Origin of the sequence: Halpernia sp., assembly GCF_048269545.1 — a bacterium.
Classification (GTDB): Bacteria; Bacteroidota; Bacteroidia; order Flavobacteriales; family Weeksellaceae; genus Halpernia.
Genome location: NZ_JBLXIJ010000002.1, coordinates 213,091 through 239,729, shown reverse-complemented (window position 1 = coordinate 239,729; position 26,639 = coordinate 213,091). Strand labels below are relative to the sequence as shown.

The 26,639-nt window shown below is 31.9% G+C and carries 24 protein-coding genes and 1 tRNA gene; 20 read left to right on the top strand and 5 right to left on the bottom strand.

Annotation, left to right across the window (positions count from 1 at the left end; genetic code table 11):
* The first annotated feature begins 61 nt into the window (after positions 1–61).
* From ACN0WB_RS04290 to hisIE, 18 genes are all read left to right on the top strand, one after another.
* Positions 62–1,288, top strand: coding sequence for an efflux RND transporter periplasmic adaptor subunit (locus ACN0WB_RS04290; protein ID WP_417429189.1), 1,227 nt, complete (start codon positions 62–64; stop codon positions 1,286–1,288).
* The gene (locus ACN0WB_RS04285; RefSeq protein WP_417429188.1) at positions 1,288–4,434 is read left to right on the top strand and encodes an efflux RND transporter permease subunit; all 3,147 of its coding nucleotides are present in this window, start codon (positions 1,288–1,290) and stop codon (positions 4,432–4,434) included. The genes ACN0WB_RS04290 and ACN0WB_RS04285 overlap by 1 nt, the downstream gene beginning before the upstream one ends.
* Before the next feature lie 16 nt (positions 4,435–4,450).
* A complete protein-coding gene (locus ACN0WB_RS04280) occupies positions 4,451–5,860 on the top strand; it encodes a TolC family protein (protein ID WP_417429186.1) in 1,410 nt (469 codons plus the stop codon).
* 114 nt (positions 5,861–5,974) lie between these two features.
* A tRNA-Ala gene (locus ACN0WB_RS04275) sits at positions 5,975–6,048 on the top strand.
* Positions 6,049–6,185: 137 nt separating this feature from the next.
* On the top strand, positions 6,186–6,719 hold the full coding sequence (locus ACN0WB_RS04270) for a C40 family peptidase (protein WP_417429184.1): 534 nt from the start codon (positions 6,186–6,188) through the stop codon (positions 6,717–6,719).
* A 26-nt stretch (positions 6,720–6,745) separates the two neighbouring features.
* Entirely contained in the window at positions 6,746–7,558 is an 813-nt protein-coding gene (locus ACN0WB_RS04265) for a 2,3,4,5-tetrahydropyridine-2,6-dicarboxylate N-succinyltransferase (protein ID WP_417429182.1), read from the top strand.
* A 12-nt stretch (positions 7,559–7,570) separates the two neighbouring features.
* Positions 7,571–8,740, top strand: a complete 1,170-nt coding sequence (locus ACN0WB_RS04260) for a glycosyltransferase family 87 protein (RefSeq protein WP_417429180.1) — start codon at positions 7,571–7,573, stop codon at positions 8,738–8,740.
* A gap of 17 nt (positions 8,741–8,757) precedes the next feature.
* Positions 8,758–9,687, top strand: a complete 930-nt coding sequence (locus tag ACN0WB_RS04255) for a glycosyltransferase family 2 protein (RefSeq protein WP_417429178.1) — start codon at positions 8,758–8,760, stop codon at positions 9,685–9,687.
* 2 nt (positions 9,688–9,689) lie between these two features.
* Positions 9,690–10,466 carry a polysaccharide deacetylase family protein gene (locus tag ACN0WB_RS04250; RefSeq protein WP_417429176.1) on the top strand — a complete coding sequence of 259 codons (777 nt, stop codon included), beginning with the start codon at positions 9,690–9,692 and terminating at the stop codon, positions 10,464–10,466.
* 82 nt (positions 10,467–10,548) lie between these two features.
* The gene (locus ACN0WB_RS04245) at positions 10,549–11,652 is read left to right on the top strand and encodes a glycosyltransferase family 4 protein (protein ID WP_417429174.1); all 1,104 of its coding nucleotides are present in this window, start codon (positions 10,549–10,551) and stop codon (positions 11,650–11,652) included.
* 212 nt (positions 11,653–11,864) lie between these two features.
* Entirely contained in the window at positions 11,865–12,722 is an 858-nt protein-coding gene (hisG, locus tag ACN0WB_RS04240) for an ATP phosphoribosyltransferase (RefSeq protein WP_417429172.1), read from the top strand.
* A gap of 10 nt (positions 12,723–12,732) precedes the next feature.
* Entirely contained in the window at positions 12,733–14,031 is a 1,299-nt protein-coding gene (gene hisD / locus ACN0WB_RS04235) for a histidinol dehydrogenase (protein ID WP_417429738.1), read from the top strand.
* Complete coding sequence (gene hisC, locus ACN0WB_RS04230; protein ID WP_417429170.1) at positions 14,021–15,043, top strand: histidinol-phosphate transaminase; 1,023 nt, start codon at positions 14,021–14,023, stop codon at positions 15,041–15,043. Before hisD ends, hisC begins: the two co-directional genes overlap by 11 nt.
* Entirely contained in the window at positions 15,043–16,137 is a 1,095-nt protein-coding gene (gene hisB, locus ACN0WB_RS04225; protein ID WP_417429168.1) for a bifunctional histidinol-phosphatase/imidazoleglycerol-phosphate dehydratase HisB, read from the top strand. Before hisC ends, hisB begins: the two co-directional genes overlap by 1 nt.
* Positions 16,134–16,715: an imidazole glycerol phosphate synthase subunit HisH gene (gene hisH / locus ACN0WB_RS04220; RefSeq protein ID WP_417429166.1), complete on the top strand. Its 582-nt coding sequence runs from the start codon at positions 16,134–16,136 to the stop codon at positions 16,713–16,715. The genes hisB and hisH overlap by 4 nt, the downstream gene beginning before the upstream one ends.
* Positions 16,716–17,429, top strand: a complete 714-nt coding sequence (gene hisA / locus ACN0WB_RS04215) for a 1-(5-phosphoribosyl)-5-[(5-phosphoribosylamino)methylideneamino]imidazole-4-carboxamide isomerase (RefSeq protein ID WP_417429164.1) — start codon at positions 16,716–16,718, stop codon at positions 17,427–17,429. It begins immediately after the preceding gene.
* Between the two features lie 2 nt (positions 17,430–17,431).
* A complete protein-coding gene (gene hisF, locus ACN0WB_RS04210) occupies positions 17,432–18,184 on the top strand; it encodes an imidazole glycerol phosphate synthase subunit HisF (RefSeq protein WP_417429162.1) in 753 nt (250 codons plus the stop codon).
* Positions 18,181–18,771, top strand: coding sequence for a bifunctional phosphoribosyl-AMP cyclohydrolase/phosphoribosyl-ATP diphosphatase HisIE (gene hisIE, locus ACN0WB_RS04205; RefSeq protein ID WP_417429160.1), 591 nt, complete (start codon positions 18,181–18,183; stop codon positions 18,769–18,771). Before hisF ends, hisIE begins: the two co-directional genes overlap by 4 nt.
* 435 nt (positions 18,772–19,206) lie before the next feature.
* Here hisIE and rplT read toward each other — a convergent pair whose 3' ends face one another.
* Positions 19,207–19,551, bottom strand: coding sequence for a 50S ribosomal protein L20 (gene rplT / locus ACN0WB_RS04200; RefSeq protein ID WP_417429158.1), 345 nt, complete (start codon positions 19,549–19,551; stop codon positions 19,207–19,209).
* Positions 19,552–19,668: 117 nt separating this feature from the next.
* Positions 19,669–19,866 (bottom strand): 50S ribosomal protein L35, encoded by a 198-nt coding sequence (gene rpmI / locus ACN0WB_RS04195; protein WP_417429156.1) that lies wholly within the window; start codon positions 19,864–19,866, stop codon positions 19,669–19,671.
* Between the two features lie 213 nt (positions 19,867–20,079).
* On the opposite strand from rpmI, the gene ACN0WB_RS04190 reads away from it, so the two are divergent.
* Complete coding sequence (locus ACN0WB_RS04190) at positions 20,080–20,880, top strand: tetratricopeptide repeat protein (RefSeq protein ID WP_417429154.1); 801 nt, start codon at positions 20,080–20,082, stop codon at positions 20,878–20,880.
* Between the two features lie 86 nt (positions 20,881–20,966).
* Here the strand turns inward: ACN0WB_RS04190 and infC are convergent, their stop codons facing one another.
* Positions 20,967–21,527, bottom strand: a complete 561-nt coding sequence (gene infC / locus ACN0WB_RS04185; protein WP_417429736.1) for a translation initiation factor IF-3 — start codon at positions 21,525–21,527, stop codon at positions 20,967–20,969.
* A gap of 89 nt (positions 21,528–21,616) precedes the next feature.
* A complete protein-coding gene (gene thrS, locus ACN0WB_RS04180) occupies positions 21,617–23,536 on the bottom strand; it encodes a threonine--tRNA ligase (protein WP_417429152.1) in 1,920 nt (639 codons plus the stop codon).
* A 555-nt stretch (positions 23,537–24,091) separates the two neighbouring features.
* Here thrS and ACN0WB_RS04175 point away from each other — a divergent pair.
* Complete coding sequence (locus ACN0WB_RS04175) at positions 24,092–25,378, top strand: adenylosuccinate synthase (protein ID WP_417429150.1); 1,287 nt, start codon at positions 24,092–24,094, stop codon at positions 25,376–25,378.
* 74 nt (positions 25,379–25,452) lie between these two features.
* Here ACN0WB_RS04175 and ACN0WB_RS04170 read toward each other — a convergent pair whose 3' ends face one another.
* Positions 25,453–26,592, bottom strand: a complete 1,140-nt coding sequence (locus tag ACN0WB_RS04170; RefSeq protein ID WP_417429149.1) for an acyl-CoA dehydrogenase family protein — start codon at positions 26,590–26,592, stop codon at positions 25,453–25,455.
* Positions 26,593–26,639: the final 47 nt, after the last annotated feature.

Sequence of the window (26,639 nt, the reverse complement as noted above, 5' to 3'; positions counted from 1 at the left end):
TCATCAAATTTTGAGGAAAATAGACCACTTAATATAAGCATTAAAAAAGTAAATATTCCATATGAAACCTTATTTAATTTTATTACTCGCGTTTTTGAGCATTACTTCTTGTAAGAAAAAGGAAGCTCAGAAAAATATGGGTCCACAAACTTACCCAGTTGTACAAGTTGAAACTAAGAATTTAACTGGATATCAAAGTTTTCCAGCAAGTATTCAAGGGAAAACCAATAACGATGTTCGTGCAAAAATCCAAGGTTACATTACGCAAGTTTTGGTTAATGAAGGACAATTTGTAACTAAAGGACAACCTTTATTTCGCTTAGAAACCAATGTTTTATCAGAAAATGCGGCAGCTGCAAAATCTGGAATTTCTGCTGCAAAAGCTAATGTAGAAGCTACAAAATCAAATATTAATGCAGCTCAAGCTTCAGTAAATGCAGCTCAAGTAGAAGTAAATAAACTCAAACCATTAGTGGAAAAAAATATTATTAGTAATGTTCAGTTACAAACAGCATACGCAAATTTAGCCAAAGCAAATGCGCAATTGCAACAAGCAAAAGCTAGTAAAATGCAAGCGGAAGCAGGAAAATCTCAAGCGCAAGCTGATTATAAAGGGGCTGTTGCAAATGTAGATTATTCTATAATTCGTGCGCCCATTAGCGGAACTGTGGGCAAATTACCTCTAAAAGTGGGAAGTTTAGTTGGTCCTTCTGATCCAACTCCACTTACAACTATTTCAGATACTTCAGAAATTTACGCGTATTTCACCATGAATGAAAAGCAATATTTTGATTTTTTAGAAAATTCTAAAGGCGCAACGGTTTCAGAAAAATTAAAAAATTTACCAATGGTAAGTTTAGAATTAGCCAATGGAAGTAATTATGGAGAAAAAGGTAGAATTGAAACAGTAACTGGTCAAGTTGATCCACAAACAGGAACCATTCAATTTAAAGTAAAATTTCCAAATGCTCAAAAATTATTAAGCAACGGAAACAGCGGCGTAATAAAATTACCCAAAGATTACGATAATGTTTTAGTCATTCCAGAATCTTCTACTTATGAAGAGCAAGGTTTGGTTTATGTTTATAAAGTTCAAAAAGATTCTGCAGTAAATTCTGTGATTCAACTTCAAGACAGAGTAAATAATTATGCAATTATAAAATCTGGATTAAAAAAAGGTGATAAAATTATTGCTTCAGGTTTTACAGGTTTAAAATCTGGAACAAAAATTAAAGAAAAACCGGTGAAAATGGATGAAATGGTAGAATCTATAAAACCAATTTTCTAATGATAAAAAATTTCATAAACAGACCTGTTTTATCTACCGTAATCTCAATCATGATTGTGATTTTGGGAATATTGGGTTTAAATAAACTTCCTGTTACTCAATATCCAGATATTGCTCCTGCAACAGTTCGTGTTTCCGCAAATTATTCCGGAGCCAACGCAGAAACAGTAATGAAAAGTGTTGTAATTCCTTTAGAAGAACAAATCAATGGAGTAGAAGGAATGGATTATATTCAATCTTCTGCAGGAAACGACGGTTCTGCGGGAATTACTGTATTTTTCAAGCAAGGTGTAAATCCAGATATTGCCGCCGTAAATGTTCAAAATAAAGTCGCTCGTGCAACACCACTTTTACCGAGTGAAGTGGTGAGATCCGGCGTTATTACTCAGAAACAAAATAGTAGTGCATTAATGTATCTTACATTTTACACTAAAAATAAAAATTTAGATGATGTTTGGTTGCAGAATTATTTAAATATAAACATTATTCCAAGTCTTAAAAGAGTAAATGGAGTAGGAGACGCCAATGTTTTTGGTGGAAAAACTTACGCCATGAGAATTTGGCTAGATCCTGCAAAAATGGCATCATACGGCTTAGTTCCAAGCGATGTAACTTCCGCAATTAATTCTCAAAGTAGAGAAGCTGCAGCGGGACAAATCGGTTCAAATAGTGGAAGTTCATTTGAATACACAATTACATACAGTGGGAAATTTAGTGATCAAGGTCAATACGACGATATTATTTTAAAAGCTTTAGGAAACGGACAATTTCTCAGATTAAAAGATGTAGCAAAAGTAAAATTAGATGCTTTATCTTATTCTGGAATTGGTCGCAGCGGAGGTTTTCCTTCTGTAAGTATGGGAATTTTCCAAACACCGGGTTCAAATGCGCAAGATATTATTAATAATATTAAAGTTTATTTAAAAGATGCTAAAAAATCTTTTCCTCAAGGCGTAGATTATGTTGTAAACTTTGATACCAATGAATTTTTAGATGCTTCAATTGCGAAAGTAATTACCACTTTATTTGAAGCTTTTATTTTAGTTTTTATTGTAGTATTTATATTTTTACAAGATTTAAGATCTACTTTAATTCCGGCCATTTCTGTACCGGTTTCAATTATCGGAACTTTTTTCTTTTTAAATTTATTTGGATATTCTTTAAATTTATTAACACTTTTTGCTTTGGTTTTAGCAATTGGAATTGTTGTAGATGATGCAATTGTCGTCGTTGAGGCAGTTCATGCAAAATTAGAACACGGTATTAAAGATTCGAAAGTTGCTACAATAACTGCGATGGATGAAATTACAGGAGCAATTATTTCAATTACTTTAGTAATGTCTGCGGTTTTTATTCCTGTAACTTTTATTACGGGTCCAACTGGTGTTTTTTATCAGCAATTTGGTGTGACTTTAATTATTGCAATTTTAATTTCTGCAGTTAATGCTTTAACTTTAAGTCCAGTTTTATGTGCTTTATTTTTAAAAGCAAATGAACATGATAAAGCTTATCAGGACAAAAATTTTGTTCAAAAATTCTTTTATAAATTTAATGTAGGATTTAATACTACTACAAGAAAATATGGAAAAGGTTTCGTCTTTCTTTTAAGACACAAATGGGTGACTTTAATTATTTTCGGAGTTACAGGATTATTATTTTGGTGGGCAAATTCTTCAATGCCTGCTGGTTTTGTTCCAAAAGAAGACCGTGGAATTATTTTCGCAAATATTGAACTTCCTGCTGGTTCTTCTATGGAAAGAACTTATGACATTGTTGCACAATTGCAAAAACAAGTGGTAAAAGTTCCAGGAGTAACGGGAATGACAATTTCTACAGGCAGAAGTTTTCTTTCTGGAAACGGAAGTAATTCAGCCTTAGGTTTTATTAAATTAGGAGATTTTAAGGAACGCGCAAAACATTCAGAACAATCTATCGAAAATATCACTAAGAAATTATTTGGCGCTGCTTCTGGAATTTCTGGTGCGAAAATCGTTTTTTTTCAACCTGGTTCTGTTCCCGGCTATGGCTCAAGTTCTGGTTTTCAACTAGAATTATTAGATAAATCTGGTGGAGATTTAAAAGATTTAGATAAAAATACACAAACTTTTTTAAGTGCTTTAATACAAAGACCTGAAATTGAGTTTGCAACTTCTTCCTTTAATACTAAATTTCCACAATACACTTTAATAATTAATGTTCCACGCGCAAAAGAAAGTGGTGTTTCTGTAGATGATATTTTAGCTACAATGCAAGGTTACGTCGGCGGAATTTATGCAGCAGATTTTACAAAATATGGAAAACAATTTCGTGTAATCGTCCAAGGTTTACCAGATATTCGAAATAGCATAGAAAGTTTAAGCAGTATTTATGTAAAATCAAGTTCTGGCGAAATGGCGCCACTTTCTCAATTTGTGACTTTTGAACGTACTTTTGGACCACAATCTGTAAGTAGATATAATTTATTTACTTCTGTTCAAGTCACAGGAAGCAATGCCGAAGGTTATAGTTCGGGCGATGCAATAAGAGCGGTACAAGAAGTTGCGGAGCAAAAATTACCGCCTGCTTATACTATTGCATTTACTGGGCTCTCACGTGAAGAAATAAATTCAACTTCACAAACGGCTTTAATTTTTGCTTTAAGTTTAGTATTTGTTTACTTTATTTTAGCCGCGCAATATGAAAGTTATGTACTTCCACTTACGGTTGTAATTTCACTTCCACTCGGAGTTTTTGGAGCTTATATTGGTCAAAGTTTAGCGGGATTAGAAAATAATATTTATTTCCAAATCGCTTTAATTATGCTCGTCGGATTATTAGCGAAAAATGCGATTTTAATTGTAGAATTTGCGGTCCAACGAAGACATCATGGTGAAAGTATTTCTTTGGCGGCCATTAATGCTGCAAAAGCAAGATTACGCCCAATTTTAATGACTTCTTTTGCATTTATTTTTGGTATGATGCCTTTGGTTTTTGCTTCTGGAATTGGTTCTGTAGGAAATCGTTCTATTGCAACTGGCGCTGCAGCAGGTTTATTTATTGGGACAATTTTAGGTTTATTTGCCATTCCGGTTTTATTTGTAATTTTTCAAACTATTCAAGAAAAAATTAAACCGATTAAAAGAGAAGAATTAAACTTAGCTGAATAATTTTAAAAAAAATAAAATGAAATTTATTTCTAATATAAAACCATTTTTTATTCTTGCATTCGCTGCAATTATAGTCTCTTCCTGTGCTACGAGAGATAAATATGTGCGTTCTACAGAATTTAATGACAATATTTTCCGTACAGATTTGTTACCAAAAGATAGTTCAACAATTGCACAAATTTCTTGGAAAGATTTTTTTACCGATCCAATTTTACAAAAGCATATTGCAAAAGGTTTAGAAAATAATTTAGATGTAAGAATTGCTGTTCAAAATATTTTGGTTTCTGAAGCTTTTGTGAAACAATCAAAAGCCGCTTATTTACCTACACTTTCAGCTGGCCCAACTTATACTTTACAGACGCAATCTTTAAACTCAAGTTTTGGACAAATTATTGGAAATAGAAAATTTAATGATAATTTTCAATTTTCTGGAAATATGAATTGGGATATTGATGTTTGGGGAAAATTAAGTGCTCAAGAACGTGCTCAATTAGCTTCTTATTTGGGAACTGTGGAAGCGCACAAAAGTATTAAGAGTGAATTGGTTGCAAATATTGCTTCAAATTATTACCAACTTTTAACTTTAGATGAGCAAAAAAGAATCATTCAAGAAACTATAGATTTAAGAAATAAAAATTTAGAAACTACTAAAGCTTTAAAAACTGCGGGGAATTTAACAGAAGTTGCCGTTCAACAAAGTGAAGCTTTGGTTTTTAATGCAAAAGCAATGTTGGTTGATTTAGATACGCAAATAGAAATTTTAGAAAATTCTACTTGTATTTTGTTGGGAATTCCTTCACAAAAAATTGAAAGAGCCAATTCTAAAACACCACAATTTCCGAAAGATATTTCAATTGGATATTCATCAGAATTATTAGCAAATCGTCCCGATGTAAAACAAGCAGAATTTCAATTAATAAATGCTTTTCAATTAACAAATGCAGCAAAAGCTTCTTTTTATCCAAATTTTAGTTTAAGCGCAACCGGCGGTTTCCAAAGTGGAGATTTTGATAAATTTTTTAGTGCGAATTCACTTTTTGCAAATTTTGTAGGAAGTTTAATACAACCGATTTTAAATAAAAGACAGATTAAAACGCAATACGAAGTCAGTTTAGCAAATAAACAAATTGCTTATTTAAATTTTAGAAAAACTTTTCTTAATGCAGGTCAAGAAGTTTCTAATGCTTTAAAACGCTACAATTCTCAAGATAAATTTATAGAATATAAAATACAGGAGAAAGAAGCTTACAAAAAATCTGTAGATTACAGCAAAGAATTGGTAAACTACGGACTTGCAAATTATTTAGAAGTCATTAATGCAAGTGTAAATTTATTAACAGCAGAACTCAATATTTCTAATGCACAATATACTAAAATGAAAGCAAATATTGATTTATATCGTGCTTTAGGCGGTGGTTGGAAATAATTTTTGTTTTGAATTATTATTAATTTCTAATTTTTTTTAATTCTAAACTTTACAACTTTACAACTTCACATTTAAAAAATTAAAAATTTTTCTTTATTATTGCAAATAATTTTTGGGGGATTAGCTCATTTGGCTATAGCGTTTGACTGGCAGTCAAAAGGTGGTCGGTTCGATTCCGATATTCTCCACGAAACGTTTCAATTTATTTTGGAGCGTTTTTTTATTAATTTAAATTTCATTTCTAAAATTAGAACTATATAATTATTAATCATTGAGATTCCATTAAAATTAAATTTTCACTAAATTTGAAAAACTATTTATGTAAATGAAGAAAATATTTTTGCTTTTGCCATTCATTTTGATTTTCGCGTCTTGTGGCTCTTCAAAAGTCGCTAAAAAAACGTCCTATAAAAAATCAGTTGTAAGAGCAGAAGGTTTAAAAAATTTTAATTCAAATTTTAGAGGCTTATTAGATTCACAAAGACAGGAACTTTTAAAAGATTCTGAGAAATATATCGGTGCACCTTATAAATATGGTGGAAATAACAGTTCAGGTTTTGATTGTTCAGGTTTTACAAAAAAAGTTTATGATGATAATAATCAAAATTTACCACGGCGCTCCGAAGATCAATCCAAAAGTGGGCAAGAAGTTTCAGTTTATGAAGTAAAACCCGGAGATTTGCTTTTCTTTGCAACTTCTGGTGGATCTAAAGTTTCGCACGTTGGAATCGTTCATGATATTGGAAATGACGGCGAAATAAAATTTATTCATGCCTCAACTTCCAAAGGAGTTATAATTTCTTCATTAAATGAAAAATACTGGAACAAAGCCTTTCTTTTTGCGAGAAGAGTTCTATAATTAATTAAATAAAAAACTAAAACTAAATGTCATTACAAGAAAACATAGAAAATATTTGGGAAAACCGAGAATTGTTAAAAAACTCTGATAGTCAAGAAAAAGTCCGTGAAGTGATAAAAGCTTTAGATGAAGGAAAATTGCGCGTGGCAGAACCTACAGAAAACGGATGGAAAGTAAATGAATGGATAAAAAAAGCTGTTGTAATGTATTTCCCAATTCAAAAGATGGAAACAATTGAAGTTGGTCCTTTTGAATTTCACGATAAAATGCCGTTGAAAAAAGGTTACGCTGAAAAAGGTGTTCGTGTTGTTCCACATGCAGTTGCAAGAGAAGGATCTTTCATTGCTTCTGGTGTAATTTTAATGCCTTCTTACGTAAATATCGGTGCTTATGTAGATTCTGGAACAATGGTCGACACTTGGGCAACTGTTGGAAGTTGTGCACAAATTGGTAAAAATGTTCATTTAAGCGGTGGAGTTGGAATTGGAGGCGTTTTAGAACCCCTTCAAGCAGCGCCCGTCATTATAGAAGATGACGCTTTTATAGGTTCTCGCTGCATCGTTGTGGAAGGCGTTCGTGTTGGAAAAGAAGCAGTTTTAGGCGCGAATGTTTGTCTTACAATGTCCACTAAAATTATTGATGTTACAGGAGATTCACCAATTGAAACGAAAGGTTATGTTCCGGAACGTTCTGTTGTCATTCCTGGAAGTTATACCAAGAAATTTCCCGCGGGAGAATTTCAAGTTCCTTGCGCTTTGATTATTGGGAAAAGAAAAGAATCGACCGATAAGAAAACCTCTCTGAATGATGCTTTGCGTGAAAATAACGTCGCTGTTTAAAACGAATTTATTTTGAAAGAAAAATTCTTAAAATTGATTTCAAATCCTAAAATTATTTTTGGGATTTATCTTTTGCTTTCTTTCGTTTCGGCTTTGGCGAAATATTTCCGTGGTCCACAAGCCTATAATAATTATTTATTGTTTAAAAATGTTTTTCTAAGCAGTTTGAAAAAAGAAAATATTTTTCAGCAACATCCAGATTTATTTTTTGATGCCAATCATTATGGTGTATTTTTTGGAATTTTAATTGCACCTTTTGCGCTTTTACCAGATTGGCTCGGAATGCCACTTTGGAATGTTGCAAATGCACTTGTTTTTGTTTTTGCATTGAGCAAATTACCGATTTCAAACGTTAAAAAATCTTTCGTGGCTTGGCTTTGTTTGCAAGAATTTATCACTGCTGCTTTAAGCGTTCAGTTCAATATCGCATTAACTGGTTTGCTCGTTTTATCAATGGTTTACATTTATGAGAATAAGGAAACAAAATCTGCTTTGGCGATTTTAATTGGGTTTTTTGTTAAAATCTACGGAATCGTCGGACTTTCTGGCTTTTTCTTTATTAAGAACAAGATGAAATTCATCATTTCATTTGTGGTAATTTTCATTGTATTTTTAATTTTGCCAATGTTGTATTCAAACGTGCATTTTGGTTTGCAATCTTACAACGATTGGTATATTTCCTTAACTGGTAAAAATCTTGAAAATGAGTCATTGACTTCGATGCAGGATTTCTCCATTATGGGAATTGTACGTAGAATTTTAGGCGACGCAAGTATTTCGAGTCTTTATTTTATTCTCCCGGGAATTGTGATTTTTGCTTTACCTTATCTCAGAATTAAACAATATAAAGAAGTTGCGTTTCAATTAATGATTTTGTGTTCTACTTTATTATTTTTAGTTTTATTTAGTTCCAGCTCAGAATCTCCCACGTTTATTATCGCAGTTACAGGTGTTATGATTTGGTTCATTATTCAAAAAGAAAAAACACCATTCGTTATATTTTTGTTATTTTTTGTTTTAATTTTAACTTGTTTTTCCACTTCAGATTTATTTCCGAAATTTATCAAAGAAAATTATATTCAAAAATATTCTTTGAAAGCGTTACCTTGTGTAATCGTTTGGTTCAGGGTAATTTACGAATTATTGGTAAAAGATTTCAGTAAAGATTATAGTTTAAATTAATTTTTTAAAGTCATTAAATGAAAAAAATTTCAATCGTAATTCCCGCTTTTAATGAACAAGAAAATCTACCGATTATTCATCAAAAAATTTCGGATATTTTTTCTAAATTAAAGAATTACAATTTTGAAATTATCTTCGTTAATGATGGAAGTCGGGATAAAACGCAATTGGTTTTAGAACAACTTTCCACAGAATTTGAAGAAGTAAAATACATAGAATTTTCGCGTAATTTCGGACATCAACCTGCCGTAAAAGCAGGTGTAGATTTTGCCACAGGAAACGCTGTAATATCTATGGACGGAGATTTGCAACATCCTCCAGAATTGATTCCAGAAATGATTTTAGAATGGGAAAAAGGATATGATGTTGTATACACAATTAGAAAATATCCAAAAGAAATTTCAAGATTTAAACGCAAAACTTCAGATTATTTTTATAAATTTTTATCTAATATTTCTGATGTCAATTTAACTTCTGGCGGTGGTTCAGATTTCCGTTTGATGGACGCTTCGGTTGTAGATGTTATGCGAAATATGCAAGAATCCGATTTATTTCTCCGCGGACTTTCCACTTGGATGGGTTTCAAGCAAACTGGAATTCCTTTTACAGCCAACGAAAGATATAGCGGAGAAAGCAGTTATAATCTAAAAAAAATGATGAAATTCGCATTTACCGGAATTACTGCTTTCTCTGTGAAACCACTTTATTTAGCGGCTTATTTGGGTTTTATATTTTCTGCAATCGCCGTTATTGGCTATGGAATTTATGTGATTCACGCTTTTTTAGTAGAAACTGAAATTTCCGGATGGGCTTCATTAATTATGACGGTTGTATTTTTCGGTGGTTTACAATTAATTATTCTCGGGATTTTTGGGATTTATTTGGGTAAAATTTTCAAGCAAGTTAAAGAAAGACCAAACTATATTATTCGTTCTAAAAACTTTTAAAAATGGTCTTATTGTCCTTTGATATTGAAGAATTTGACATGCCTTTAGAATATAAAGGTGAAATTTCTTTTGAAAAACAGATAGAAATTTCTCGAAAGGGATTAATTTCAATTTTAGATTTATTAAAAAAGCACAATGCAAAAGCCACGTTTTTTTCAACTGTAATTTTTGCTAAAGAAAATCAGGATTTAATTAAAAAATTACTTTCAGAAGGTCATGAACTGGCTTCTCACACTTGGTTTCATTCAAAATTTGAAATTCAAGATCTTGAAAATTCACGATTAGAATTAAATAAAATATTTGGTACAGAAGTTACAGGTTTAAGAATGCCCAGAATGATGAACATTGATTCAAAAGATGTTTTGAACGCCGGTTATTCTTATAATTCCTCAATAAATCCGACTTATTTGCCGGGAAGATATGATAACCGAAAAGTATCTCGAACTTATTTCAAAGAGAATAATTTATTGCAAATTCCCGCCTCGGTTTCTACTTATTTTCGAGTGCCTTTATTTTGGTTGAGTTTTCATAATTTTCCATTTTCTTTTTATAAATTTTTAGTTAAAAAAGCCTTGAAAAGTGACAAATACGTGAATCTTTATTTTCACCCCTGGGAATTTTCAAACATAAAAAACACAGATTTTAATTTACCAAAATTTACTACCAAAAACACAGGCAATGAAATGATAGAAAGGTTTGATGCTTTTTTATCTTGGTTAAATAATGATGGGGAAACATTCTCCACTTTTCAGAATTTTATTAAATCTAAAAATATATGAAATCGCCATTAACAATTTTGCAAATAAAAATACATAAAGTTGAGCGATTGCAAATGACTTTAAAAATAATAAACAACTCCATATGAAAATTGCTTTTGATGCGAAACGCTTTTTTCACAATGCTTCTGGCTTGGGAAATTATTCTCGAGATTTAGTGAGAATTTTAGCCGAAAATTTTCCAGAAAACGAATACGTTTTATTAGAACAAAAAAAATCAGAACGCGGAAGTGAAATTTTAGATTTGCCAAATGTTTCTTTTCATCAAGTAAAAAAAGCAAAATTTGCGCGTCAATTAGAATTTGGAAAAACTGCACAAGAAATCAATGCTGATATTTTTCATGGACTTTCTGGAGAATTACCTTTAAAATGGAACAAAAAGCCAATAAAAAAAATCGTCACAATTCATGATTTAATTTTTCTGCGGTTTCCACAATTTTATTCTTTTTTCGACCGCAAAATTCATTTCTGGAAATTCAAAAAAGCCTGTGAACAAGCCGATTTAGTGATTGCCATTTCAGAACAAACAAAACGCGATATTATTCAGTTTTTTAAAATTCCCGAAAGTAAAATTGTAGTAGTTTATCAAGGTTGTCATCAGACTTTTAAAGTAAAAAAGACGGAAAAATTTTTAGAACAAACAAAATTAAAATTTAATTTACCAGAACGATTTATTTTAAATGTCGGAACCATTGAACCACGCAAAAACCTTTTAAATATTATAAAGGCAATTTCTGGAACTGATATTAATTTAATTGTCATTGGTAAACAGACAAAATATTATATTAAAGTCAATAAAATTATTTTAAAAAATAACATCCAAAACCAAGTTTTTTTCCTTGAAAATGTTTCGATGGATGAACTTTCTGCCATTTATCAATTAGCAGAAATTTTCGTTTATCCCAGTTTATTTGAAGGTTTTGGAATTCCTGTGATTGAAGCACTTTTTTCTGAAACCGCCGTTATTACAAGTAATACAAGTTCACTTCCCGAAGCAGGCGGAGAAAGTTCTCTTTATGTAAATCCAGAAAATATAGAAGATTTAACAGCAAAAATTTCTTTCCTTTGGAACAATGAATCTGAACGAAAACGCATTGCAGAAAAAGGTTTAGATTTTGTTCAAAAATTTTCTGATGAGAATATTGCGGGAAATTTAATGGAGGTTTACAGCGAAGTTTTAGAAAAATAGTAAGAAATTATTTGTCGGTTAAAAAAATATGTTTCATATTTGCCAAAGAATTTATAAATGAAAACACTTACAATTTTAATCCATCATCATCTCATCCAAAAGACGAGTTGATAAATTATGTTTTAAAAAAAAATATTATATAAAACCGTCTGAACAAGACGGTTTTTTATTTTAAAATTCTAAAAATTTGTTCAGACACATTCTAAAAATAAATGAACAAATTAAAAATTGCCATTCAAAAAAGTGGTCGACTTAGCGAAAAATCTTTAGAACTTTTACGTGAATGCGGCATCAGTTTTCCAGATTTTAAAAGTAAACTAAAAAATTCTGCAACCAATTTCCCTTTAGAAATTCTTTTTCTTCGTGATGATGATATTCCGAAATATGTCGAGCAAAACATTGTTGATATTGGAATTATTGGTGAGAATGAAGTTTTGGAGCAACAAAAAGAAATTTCTGTCATTAAAAAATTAGGTTTTGCAAAGTGCAGATTATCTCTTGCTGTTACAAACGATTCTGCCTGTGAAGACTTAACTTATTTCAAAGGAAAAAAAATCGCAACCAGTTATCCAAATATTTTATCTAAATTTTTTGAGAAAGAAGGTTTTATTCCAGAGATTACAGAGATTTCCGGAAGTGTAGAAATTGCGCCAAGTATTGGACTTTCAGATGCGATTGCAGATTTGGTGAGTTCTGGTGGAACGCTTTTACACAACGGTTTAAAAGAAGTTTTTGAAGTGTTGAAAAGTGAGGCAGTTTTAATTTCTAATCCAAACTTAAATCCTGAAATTTTAGAAATTTTAGAAAGGTTAATATTTCGAATTCAAGCCGTTCTTAATTCGCGTGAAAACAAATATATTTTACTTAATGCGCCAACGAAATCTTTACAACACATCATCAATATTTTACCGGGTATGAAATCCCCTACAGTTTTGCCACTCGCAGATCCAGAATGGAGCAGTGTTCATTCTGTTGTTAGAGAAAGTGATTTCTGGGAAATTATTGATGAGTTAAAAAAATACGGTGCAGAAGGGATTTTAGTGATTCCAATTGAAAAAATGGTTCTTTAATATTTTAATGATGATCAATAATATTTACAAATTCCCTGCAAAAACTGACTGGGAAAATTTAATAGAAAGACCAGTTTTAGAAGGAAAAAATCTACGGAATTTTGTTCAGGATATTTTTACTGAAGTCAAACAAAACGGAGATTCTGCTTTAAAAAGTTATTCTGAAAAATTTGACGGAGTTAAAATTGAAAAATTTTTAGTTTCTAAAGATGAGATTGAAATTGCTGAAAAAGAAATTTCCGAAGATTTAAAAAATGCAATTAAACAAGCAAAATGCAATATTTTTAAATTTCATAATTCTCAGCAACAAGAAATTAATAAAATTGAAACCCAACCTGGAATTTCATGTTGGCGCGAAAGCAGAGGAATTGAAAATGTTGGATTGTACATTCCGGGCGGAACTGCGCCACTTTTTTCGACGATTTTGATGTTAGCAATTCCAGCAAAAATTGCAGAATGTAAAAATGTAATTCTTTGTACACCGCCGCAAAAAGACGGAAAAATAAATCCAGCCATTTTATTTACTGCAAAACTTTGTGGTATTGAAAAAATTTATAAAGTCGGCGGTTCACAAGCGATTGCGGCGATGACTTTCGGCACGAAGAGTATTCCGAAAATGGATAAAATTTTCGGTCCCGGAAATCAATTTGTAACTGCTGCGAAAGAATTAGCCGTTGAAACTGGCGTTGCGATTGATTTACCGGCAGGTCCAAGTGAAGTTTTAGTGATTGCAGATGCTTTAGCAAATCCAGAATTTTGCGCCGCAGATTTATTGTCGCAAGCAGAACACGGTGCAGATTCGCAAGTAATTTTTATTTCCACAGATGAAAATGTTTTTGAAAAAACATTGAAAGAAATTAAAGTTCAAATTGAAAAACTTCCAAGAAATGAAATCGCGAAAAAAGCCTTAGAAAACAGTCGTTTTATTTTACTTGATTCAATTGAAAGCGCTTTAGACTTTAGCAATCAATATGCACCGGAACATTTAATTTTATCAATTGATAATCCGGAAAATTATATTGATTCTATCATTAATGCAGGTTCTGTTTTCCTTGGAAATTACAGTCCAGAAGCAGCGGGAGATTACGCAACAGGAACCAATCACACATTGCCCACGAATGGTTTTGCCAGAAATTACAGCGGCGTTTCACTGGATAGTTTTGTAAAAAAAATTACTTTTCAAAATTTATCTGAAATTGGCTTAAAAAATATTGGTAAATCTGTTGAATTAATGGCAGACGCAGAAGGACTTTTCGCTCATAAAAATGCAGTTTCACTTCGCTTAAAATTCTTAGAAAATGGAATTTAAATTAGAAAATTTTATACGTCCAAATATTTTGGATTTAAAACCATACCACAGTTTGCGTGAAAGTTTTCAGGATGAAAATTTGGTTCTTTTAGATGCAAATGAAAATCCTTTTGGGAAATTTAACCGTTATCCGGATTCTAAAAGTCAAAAATTGAGACAGAAGTTTGCAGAAATAAATGGAGTTAAATCGGAGCAGATTTTCATCGGGAATGGAAGCGATGAGTTGATAGATTTAATAATTCGTGCGTTCGGAACTCCCGGGAAAGATTCAATAATGGTAATGAATCCGAGTTTTGTAATGTATGAATTTTACGCAAAAGTAAATGATTTAAAAGTTGAGAAATTAAATTTAAATCAGGATTTTCAAATTGATAAAGCTGATTTTGAGAAAAAATTAAAAACTTCAAAAGCCAAATTATTATTTCTTTGTTCGCCCAATAATCCCACCGGAAATTCAATTGAAAATATCGAATATTTTATTTCTATTTTTAATGGAATTGTAGTGGTTGATGAAGCGTATATAGAATTCTCAAAAGAAATTTCAACCGTAAAATTATTAAATAAATATCCCAATTTAATTGTTTTAAAAACTTTATCAAAAGCTTTTGGAATGGCTGGTTTACGTATCGGTGTTGGATTTTCTTCCAAAGAAATTTCAGATTTAATAATGATGATGAAACCGCCGTATAATGTGAGTTCAGAAAATCAAAAGTTAGCATTAGAAAGTCTTTCAAATTCTACTGATTTTAGTGAGAATATGGATTTAATTTTAAGAGAAAGAGAAAAACTGAATACTGAATTGTTAAATTTAGAATTGGTGAAAAAGATTTATCCATCAGACGCGAATTTTTTATTGATAGAATTTGCGGATGCAGAATTGATTTATAAAATGTTATTAGAAAATAAAATATTAACAAGTTTAAGACATCCATCTTTAGAAAACTGTTTGCGCATCAGCGTTGGAACTTTAGAGGAAAACGAAAATTTACTAACTGTTTTAAAATCAATTTAATGAAAAAAGTATTATTTATAGACCGTGACGGCACTTTAATTTTAGAACCGTCCACAAATTTTCAGGTTGATTCTTTAGAAAAATTAGAATTTTATCCGAAAGTATTGCAAAATTTAGCAAAAATCGTCAATGAACTAGATTACGAATTGGTCATGGTAACCAACCAAGACGGTCTTGGAACGGAAAGTTTTCCACAAGAAAGTTTTGATTTGCCCCATCAAAAAATGCTTTCCATTTTAGAAAGTGAAGGAATTAAATTTTCTGAAATTTTAATTGATGATAGTTTTGAAAAAGATAATTCACCGAACAGAAAACCGCGGTCGGGAATGTTACAAAAATATGTTCACGGAAACTACGATTTAGAAAATTCGTATGTAATTGGCGATCGAAAAACCGATGTAGAATTGGCGAACAACTTAGGCTCAAAATCAATTTTTATTGGCGAAGAAAATTTTGAAGATACGACATTAACGACAAAATCCTGGGATGAAATTTACCAATACTTAAAGCAAATTCCACGGAAATCTAAAGTGGTCAGAAATACCAATGAAACAAAAATTGCTGTTGAACTAAATCTTGATGGGTCTGGAAAATCTAATATTCATACAGGTTTAGCGTTTTTTGACCATATGTTGGAACAGATTTCTAAACACGGAAATTTTGATTTGAATATTAAAGTGGATGGAGATTTAGAAGTTGACGAACACCACACGATTGAAGATACGGCGATTGTTTTAGGCGAATGTTTTTTGCAGGCTTTAGGAACTAAAAAAGGAATTGAAAGATATGCATTTTTGCTGCCGATGGACGATTGTTTAGCGCAAATTGCGCTTGATTTTGGCGGTAGAAACTGGCTTGTTTGGGACGTCGAATTTAAAAGAGAAAAAATTGGTGAAATGCCGACAGAAATGTTTTATCATTTCTTCAAATCTTTTTCTGATGCTTCAAAATCTAATATCAATATCAAATGTGAAGGTGAAAATGAACATCATAAAATTGAATCTATTTTTAAAGCCTTTGCGAAAGTTTTGAAAGCCGCGGTGAAACGGGACGATAATAATTTTTCAATTCCAAGTACAAAAGGTTCGTTATGATTGCAATAATTGATTACGGCGCGGGAAATATAAAATCTGTGCAAAATGCCGTAGAAAAATTAGGTTTTGAAACATTATTGACTTCAGATTTTGATGAAATAATAAATGCTGAAAAAGTCATTTTTCCCGGAGTTGGTGAAGCTTCCACGGCGATGAATTATTTAAAAGAGAAAAAATTAGAGCAATTAATTCCAACTTTAACGCTGCCTTTTTTGGGAATTTGTCTTGGCCAACAATTGCTTTGCAATTATTCTGAAGAAGGTGAAACGGAGTGTTTAGGTATTTTTAATATTTCGGTTAAAAAGTTCCCGAATACAGAAATTGTTCCGCACATGGGTTGGAATAATTTGCAAAATATTAGTAGTAAAATTCTAAAAAATATTTCTGAAGAAGATAACTTCTATTTTGTTCACACTTATTATTGTGAAATGGGAAATGAAACGAGTTCAGTTTGTGATTATATTTTACCTTTCAGTGCGACATTAGAAAAAAATAATTTTTTTGGAACACAATTTCACCCCGAAAAATCTGGAGATGTAGGTTCTAAAATCCTTGAAAACTTTTTAAATTTAAATTAAATGCAAATAATTCCAGCAATAGATATTATAGACGGAAAGTGTGTGCGGCTTTCAAAAGGCGATTACGATACCAAGAAAATTTATAATGAAAATCCACTTGAAGTTGCCAAAGAATTTGAAGCCAATGGAATCAAATATTTGCATTTGGTAGATTTGGACGGTGCAAAATCTGGGGAAATTAAAAACGTACAAGTTCTAGAAAATATTTTAACAAATAAGAATTTAATTGTTGATTTTGGAGGAGGAATAAAATCTGACGAAGCCATTGAAACTGCCTTTAATGCAGGAGCGAATCAAATTACAATTGGAAGTATTGCCGTTGCAAATAAAGAAAAATGTTTGGAATGGATCTCAAAATATGGTGCTGAAAAAATTATTTTAGGTGCAGATTGTTTGGATAGAAAAATCAAAATTTCAGGTTGGCTTGAAAATTCCAATTTAGATGTGGTAGATTTTATAAAATCTTATAAATCTGCCGGAATTCAAGATGTTATTTGCACGGATATTTCAAAAGATGGAATGTTGGAAGGTGCATCAAATGAATTGTACAAAGATATTTTAAATCAAATTAAAATAAATTTAATTGCGAGTGGCGGCGTTTCAAATGTTGAAGATTTAGAGCAATTAAAAGAAATTGGCTGCAGCGGCGCCATTGTCGGAAAGGCTTTCTACGAAGGAAAAATTACTTTTAAAAATTTACAAAAATTCCTTTAAATATGTTAAAAAAAAGAATTATTCCTTGTTTGGATATCAAAGACGGAAGAACGGTAAAAGGAGTTAATTTTGTTGGATTGCGAGATGCAGGAAATCCAGTAGAACTGGCAAAGAAATATAGCGAACAAGGCGCAGATGAAGTGGTGTTTCTAGATATTTCTGCAACGGATGAAAAGCGTAAAACTTTAATTCATTTGGTGGAAGAATTGAGTAAAGAAATCAATATTCCATTTACAGTTGGTGGTGGAATTTCGACTTTAAATGACGTTGATTTGTTACTAAAAGCGGGCGCTGACAAAGTTTCATTAAATTCTTCAGTGGTTAAAAAACCTAAATTAATTTCTGATATTTCTAAAAGATTTGGCAATCAATGTGTCGTGGTTGCTGTAGATTCTAAACAAATTAAAGATAAGGATTTTGTTTTCGTCAATGGTGGAAAAATAAAAACGGAACTTCAAACTTTAGATTGGATAAAAAGAACGGAAGATTTAGGCGCAGGTGAAATCCTCTTGACTTCAATGGATTTTGACGGAACAAAGCAGGGTTTTGATATTCGCTTATTAAAGCAGGTTTCCGAGATCTGTAATTTACCGTTAATTGCTTCCGGTGGTGCAGGGAAAATTGAAGATTTCGCGGAAGTTTTTTTACAAACAAATTGTACAGGAGCATTGGCTGCAAGTATTTTTCACTTTGGAGAAGTTGAAATTCCGTATTTAAAATTAAATTTAAAAAACAATAAAATAGCAATAAGATGAACATAGATTTTGAAAAAGGAAATGGTTTAGTTCCAGTAATTGTGCAGGATTCTGCCAATTTACAGGTTTTAATGTTGGGTTACATGAATAATGAAGCCTACGAAAAAACAGTTGAAGATGGGCGCGTCCACTTTTTTAGCAGAAGTAAAAACAGAATTTGGCTAAAAGGAGAAACTTCAAATAATTTCCTTTACGTGAAAGAAATTAAAAAAGATTGTGATTCTGATACACTTTTAATTTTAGTCAAACCAACCGATGTGGTTTGTCACACCGGAAGTTTTTCTTGTTTTGGTGAGAAAAACACCAAAGGTTTTGTTTATGAACTGGAAGAGAAAATTTCACAGAGAATTGACGATAAAGTGGAAAATTCTTACACTTACGATTTATTCAAAAGAGGCATCAATAAAGTGGCTCAAAAAGTAGGAGAGGAAGCCGTAGAATTGGTTATAGAAGCAAAAGACAATAATGCTAAACTATTTTTAAATGAAGCCGCAGATTTGATGTATCATTATTTAATTTTACTAAAAGCCAAAAATTTTAAACTGGAAGATGTGGAGAGAATATTGCACGAAAGAAATCGTAAATAATTTTTTTATTTTGTAATTAATAGTATTTTTCAAAACTATGTTAATCTTGATATATCGGCAATAAAATGACATAGGAAACGGAGACGTTAAGAACTTTTGAAAAATTTTCGTTAAGAAATTTCCAGTTTTTGAGTGGTGGCAAAAATTGATATTAAAATCTCACTAGAACTTTCCGCCCGAAACCTAACGAAGTGGTTCGACGACCGAAGTGAGTCAATTTGGAAATTTTAGAAAAATTTTTAAAAGTTTAGTTGAGTTTCCAGTCTTGATTTTTTGGTACTTTTGCATCAAGGCAAAAAGTACAAAGGAAAAATATTTAAAGTTCTTCATAAAACATGATTTGTACAATTGAACTTGAACTAAACTTAAAATTACAAATAAAAAAATCCCGAAGAAAACTTCAGGATTTTAATATTGATAACAAAAATTCTTAATTTATTTTACTTGGTCTACGATTGCTTTGAAAGCTTCTGGATGATTCATTGCTAAATCTGCTAAAACTTTTCTGTTCAACTCAATGTTGTTCTTTTTCAAAGCGCCCATAAACTGGCTATAAGACATTCCGTATTCTCTGGCTCCTGCATTAATACGCATAATCCAAAGACTTCTGAAACTTCTCTTTTTCTCTTTTCTTCCGCGGTAAGCATATTCCATTGCTTTTTCCACAGCATTTTTAGCTACCGTCCAAACATTTTTTCTTCTTCCGAAAAAACCTTTGGCTTGCTTCATTACTTTTTTTCTACGCGCTCTAGACGCTACAGAATTGACTGATCTTGGCATAATTAAATTTGTTTTTTTGAAAAGGGCGACAAATTATTTCATTGTACTTTCTTGCACCGTTTCAGGGTTAAATTTTTTGAATTTTGTAATTCCTATAAACCGTTTAGATTTATAAAACTATTTTAAAGCTAATTGACGTAAAACACTTTTTTCGTCCACTTTCGCTACATAAGAAGTTTGCGTAAGATTTCTCTTTTGCTTCGTTTCTTTTTTAGTTAAGATGTGGCTTTTGAAAGCATTTTTTCTTTTAATCTTCCCAGTTCCGGTAAGTTTAAAACGCTTTTTAGCACCTGATTTAGTTTTTAATTTTGGCATTTTGCTTAATTTATATTTTGTTATCAATATTTTTCTTCTCAATGCAAAACCTTCTTTACAGAAAACTCCACATTTTTCAGACTGCAAAAGTACAAAAATTTAACCAATAACAAAACGGTCAAATAAGATTAAGTATAAATTTGATTAGAAAGAAGTATTGTTTGATATTCTAAAATTTTTTATTTTTATCAGTTAATTTATAAATATTTTGACATGAGAACTAAAAAAAATTTGACCTTTCTCTTTTTGGGAATATTCTTATTTTCTTCCAGCCAAGATGTTCTGGAAAAATACGTAAATAAATTACGGAAATCTGCCGCTTCGCACGGCGCCGAAACCGCATTTATGACAGCGGGATCTAAATTTTTGTACGGACAGGATTATTTTGAAAACAAAGAATATGATCTAGCCAATATGTATTTTAATCAAGCCTGGAAGATTGACAGTACAAATGCTTTTGTAAATTACCAGATTGCTGCTTCTCTCTTGATGCAAAAGCAAAAAAATAAAACGCATCTTGCACAACAATATTTAAAAAATGCATTTTTAAAAAATCCAGATTTGAAGAAAACCTATGAAAAACAATTTCCTTCAGCGCAGAAATCGAGTGAGCGCAATATCAAAAGTGTTTCAGCAGATGTAGAGACTGTGAAAGAAATAAACTCTACTAATTCTAGAGTCGTTTCTCTGCAAAATAAAACACAAGAATTGACTTATGGTAACTACGTTTGTACAGAATCTATTTGGAATGGACCAAATAAATCGCCCGCTTATTCTTATAAACAAAAAGGTTATTTTGAACTCAAAAAAAATGGAACTTACCGGTGGTTAGATAACGGAGGTTCCGGCAAATATACTTTTAATGGGAAAAGCGGAGAAATAAAATGGCTTTCGGGACCACTTTACAATATGAAATTAAAAAAATCTAGTTATGAAAGAGGAAAAAAAGTATCGCAAATTAACCTGAAATTTTTTTCTGACAATCAGTGGGAGTGCGGCTGCAATATCAAGTAAATTCTATGTTTTCCGTTTACGAAAATGCAACAAAAAAAAGAGACTTTTAAAGTCTCTTTTTCAATTTTATTAAATAAATTGTATTTCTATTTCGCTGCTTTCTTCGGACTCATCATCATAATCATTCTTTTACCTTCCAGTTTTGGCAACTGATCCACTTTTCCAACGTGTTCCAATTCCTGTGCGAGTTTCAATAATAAGATTTCGCCTTGATCTTTAAAAACAATAGAACGTCCTTTAAAGAAAACGTAGGTTTTTAATTTTGAGCCTTCTTCTAAAAATTTTTCAGCGTGTTTTTTCTTAAATTCGTAATCGTGTTCATCGGTTTGTGGTCCGAAACGAATTTCTTTTACCACTACTTTTACTTGCTTTGCTTTCAGCTCTTTCTGTTTCTTTTTTTGCTCGTATAAGAATTTTTTGTAATCTAAAATACGGGTGATAAAAGGTTCAGATTTATCTGAAATGACTACCAAATCCAAATCTTGATCTTTCGCAATCTGCTTTGCTTTCTCCAGTGGATAAACACCTGGTTCCACGTTTTCGCCTACGAGACGAACTTCACGCGCTCTGATTTTATCATTAATTTGATGTAAATCTTCTTGTACACGTCTCTGTGGACCTCTGTTATTAAATCGTTTTAGTGCTATGGTTTTATTATTTTAAAGTTAATTCTAATTTATTTTTCTTTACAAACACGGTAAAAATATTCGATTTTCTTACAATGTTTTTAAACTTTTTATATTTTCGCTTCTTTCAAAAAGTAATTTGCAAAATCTTCTACACTCATTTCGCCTAAATCGCCTTCTCCTCGTTTTCTTACAGAAACCGTGCCGTTAACTGCTTCGTTTTCACCTACAATCAACATAAAAGGTAACTTCTGTAATTCTGCGTCTCTAATTTTCTTACCGGTTTTTTCATTTCGGTCATCTATAAGTCCGCAAATATCGTGATTTTCTAATAAATGAGAAACTTTTTTTGCATAATCTACGTACTTTTCACTAATCGGTAAAATAGTAAACTGATCCGGCGACAACCAAAGTGGAAAATCACCCGCTGTATTTTCTAATAAAATCGCTATAAAACGTTCCATAGAGCCAAATGGCGCACGGTGAATCATTATAGGACGGTGTTTTTCATTATCACTTCCGATGTAAGTCAATTCAAATCTTTCAGGTAAATTGTAATCAACTTGAATCGTTCCAAGTTGCCATTTTCTACCAAGTGCATCTTTTACCATAAAATCTAATTTCGGTCCATAAAATGCAGCTTCTCCATATTCGATAACTGTAGTTAGATTTTTTTCTTTTGCCGCCGTAATAATTGCGGTTTCGGCTTTTTCCCAATTTTCATCAGAACCAATGTATTTTTCTTTATTGTCTGGATCACGCAAGGAAATTTGAGTCACAAAATCTTCAAAACCTAATGATTTAAAAACATAAAGTGTTAAATCAATTACTTTTTTAAATTCATCCATCAACTGATCTGGCGTACAGAAAATATGCGCGTCATCTTGTGTAAATCCACGAACTCTTGTTAATCCGTGTAATTCACCAGATTGCTCATATCTATAAACTGTTCCAAATTCTGCGTAACGTTTTGGCAAATCTTTGTAAGACCATTGTGAAGTTTTATAAATCTCGCAATGGTGCGGGCAATTCATGGGTTTTAAGTAAAATTCTTCACCTTCATTTGGTGTTTTTATTGGTTGAAAAGAATCTGCGCCATATTTTTCATAATGTCCAGAAGTTTTGTACAATTCTACATTTGCAATATGCGGCGTCATTACAAATTCATAACCACCTTTTTTCTGTGCTTTTGATAAAAATTCTTCTAATTTTTTTCTTAATGCCGTTCCTTTTGGTAACCAAAGAGGTAAACCTGCACCCACTTTTTCAGAGAAAGCGAAAATGCCTAATTCTTTGCCTAATTTACGATGATCACGGCGTTTTGCTTCTTCTAATCTTTCAAGATATTCTGTTAAATCTTTTTGTTTTGGAAATGAAATTCCATAAACTCTGGTGAGTTGTTTGTTCTTTTCGTCACCTCTCCAATACGCGCCGGCTGCGTTTAAAACCTTTACTGCTTTTACTATTCCGGTTGCCGGAATATGACCGCCGCGACATAAATCTATAAAATCTTCGTGTTTGCAAAAAGTGATTTCGCCATCATTTAAGTTGGTGATTAATTCTGTTTTGTAAGGATTATCGGCGTACTCTTTTAAAGCATCTGCTTTAGAAACCGAATATTTTTCAAAAGTGGAATTTATTCTCGCATGTTCGAGCATTCTTTTCTCGATTTTTTCAAAATCTTTTTCTGATAAAACTTCGTCTCCAAAATCTACATCATAATAGAAACCTTGATCAATCGCTGGTCCAATTGTTAGTTTTGCTTCTGGATAAAAATCTAAAATTGCTTGCGCCAATAAATGCGCGGAAGAATGCCAAAATGCTTTTTTTCCAAGATCATCATTCCAAGTTAGAAGTTGCACCGAAGAATCTTCTGTAATTGGCGTCGTAGTTTCCACTTGCGTTCCATTTACCATTGCAGAAATGGTGTTTCTTGCCAAACCTTCACTTATGGATTTAGCGACATCAAGTGGCGTTACAGCTGAATCAAATTCTTTGATACTTCCGTCTGGAAGCGAAATCTTAATCATATAAAAATATTGAGGAGCAAATTTACAAAAATTCTTTTGTTAAAATTAGTTGTTAAACCACAGATTTTTTTAACACATAAGTCGCATTAGATTTGTTTTAAGTATTGAAAATATTTAAAAAACATTAGACATATATTACGCATAAAAGGTGTTTTTCTACTTTGTCAAAGTTTTTCGGAGTATGATTGGACTTGGACAAAGTTTATTCTGATAGTAGATAAACTTCGATTTTCAACCCTCCAGAATTTCAAACTTTGGCAGGGTATTGCGTGAAATAAATTTGCAGAAAAATTGTGAGCAATATTGAAACCTGTTTTTGTTGCGCCCCGACTTGAACGGAAATCCTTTTTGTTATTGCGATTGCGGAAAAGTTCAACGGATTGCTTCGCTTCGCTCGCAATGACAAAAAGATTGAGAGTGGAAGGCGGATTAAGACGCCCAAAAAATTATAATAGTGAAGTTTTAATTTAAAAAGTTTTAAACATTTTCCATTCAAATTTGCCGACAATATTAATTAAAACTAAATTTGTGCGAATCCAAAAAACGAAATAAAATATGGCAACTTATGTGGTAGTTGGTCTTCAATATGGCGACGAAGGAAAGGGTAAAATTACAGATGTTCTTTCTGCAAAATCTGATTATGTGGTGCGTTTTCAAGGCGGTGATAATGCAGGACATACAGTTTATGTGGGCGAAGAAAAATTCGTATTACATCTTTTACCTTCCGGCGTTTTGCAATGTAAAGGAAAATGTATTATTGCAAATGGAGTAGTGGTAAATCCTAAGTCTTTTTTAAGTGAAATAAAACAAATTGAAGATAAAAATATGAAAACTGATCATGTTTTTATTTCGAGAAGAGCACACGTAATAATGCCGTATCATATATTATTAGATACTTATAGAGAAGAAGAAGAGGAAGGAACTCATATTGGAACGACTAAAAAAGGAATTGGTCCGTGTTATGAAGATAAAATTGCACGTGTAGGAATCCGAATGATAGACTTGCTCAATCCAGAAGTTTTAGCTGAAAAAATTAAGAAAAATCTTAAAAATAAAAATTCACTTTTTGAAAAATATTTTGATAAACCAACATTAGATTTTGATGAAATTTATAATGAATTTTTAGAACTGGGAAAAAAATTAAAAGATAGAATTGTAGATACAGAAGTTGAATTGAATGAAGCCATTCACGAAGGAAAAAATATTTTATTTGAAGGCGCACAAGCCGCAATGCTTGATATTGATTTTGGAACTTATCCTTTTGTAACGTCTTCTTCGCCTACAACAGGCGGCGTTTGTTCGGGAGCAGGAGTTCCGCCGACAAGTCTTCAAAATTTAATTGGTGTGGCAAAAGCCTACACAACGAGAGTTGGAGAAGGTCCTTTTCCAACAGAATTGGATAATGAATTGGGAGAAAAAATAAGAAAAATTGGTTTTGAATTTGGGGCAACCACGGGAAGACCAAGAAGAACAGGTTGGTTAGATTTGGTTTCTTTGAAACACGCTACAATGATCAATGGAATTAATAATTTAGTAATTACAAAATTGGATGTTTTAACAGGAATTTCGCCGTTAAAAATTGCCACAAAATACAAAACCGAAGATGGAAAAATCATCGATTATTTTACATCTTCTACTACAAAACTTTACAATTATGAACCGATTTATGAGGAATTAGAAGGTTGGAATGAAGATTTAACTAAAGTCACTTCTTATGATGAACTGCCGAAAAATGCGCAGAAATATATTGAGTTTATTGAAAAATATTTAGGAATAAATGTTTATTTGGTTTCAGTTGGACCGGAAAGAAATCAGAATATTATTCGTAAGGAATTGTTTTAGTAAACAGCGAAAATACTTATTCACAAAAAAAAGCATCTTTCTTAAGATGCTTTTTTTAATTATTAAAAGAAATATTATTTCGTAATTTCTCTTCCAATCACCAATCTTTGGATTTCAGAAGTTCCTTCACCGATGGTGCAAAGTTTAGAATCTCTGTAATATTTCTCCGCAGGGAAATCTTTTGTGTAGCCGTATCCACCAAAAATTTGAACCGCATTATTGGCGATTCTTACACATACTTCAGAAGCGTAAAGTTTTGCCATTGCACCTTCTTTGGTCATTTTTTCTTTTGCATTTTTTAAATCTGATGCGCGTTGAATTAATAATTCTGCAGCATCAATTTCAGTTGCCATATCTGCAAGCATAAAATTAATCGCTTGGAAACTTGCAATTGTTTTTCCAAATTGTTTTCTTTCTTGTGCGTATTTTAATGCCGCTTTATAAGCGCCTCTTGCAGTTCCTAAACTTAATGCAGCAATAGAAATTCTACCACCATCAAGAATTTTCATGGCTTGTTTAAAACCACTTCCAACTTCACCTAATCTATTTGCATCAGGAACTCGAACGCTGTCAAAAATGAGTTCTGCTGTTTCTGAAGCGCGCATGCCTAGTTTATTTTCTTTTTTACCAGAAGTAAAACCTTGCATTCCTTTTTCTAAAACAAAAGCTGTGGAATTATTTTTAGCTCCTTTTTCTCCAGTTCTTGTCATTACAACCGCAATATCTCCGGAAATAGCGTGTGTGATGAAATTTTTTGCTCCATTAATAATCCAATCATCGCCATCTTTTACAGCAGTTGTGGACATTCCGCCAGAATCTGAACCGGTATTATGTTCGGTTAATCCCCATGCGCCGATCCCTTTTCCAGATGCCAATTGAGGTAACCATTTATTGCGCTGTTCTTCATTTCCAAATTCATAAATGTGATTAGTGCAAAGTGAATTATGAGCTGCAACAGATAAACCAATTGAAGGATCAACTTGGGAAATCTCATCTAAAATAGTTACATATTCGTGATAACCTAAACCAGAACCGCCATATTTTTCAGGAATTACGATTCCCATAAAACCCATTTCACCCAATTTGTGAAATAAATCCACAGGAAAAGTTTGACTTTCGTCCCATTCCATAATATGTGGTCTAATATTTTTTTCTGCGAAATCTTTTGCAGTTTCGGCAATCATTTTAATATTTTCTCTATTTTCAGATGTCATAAAAATTGTTTGCGTAAAGATAAGAAATTTGAGTTAAAATTAAATAA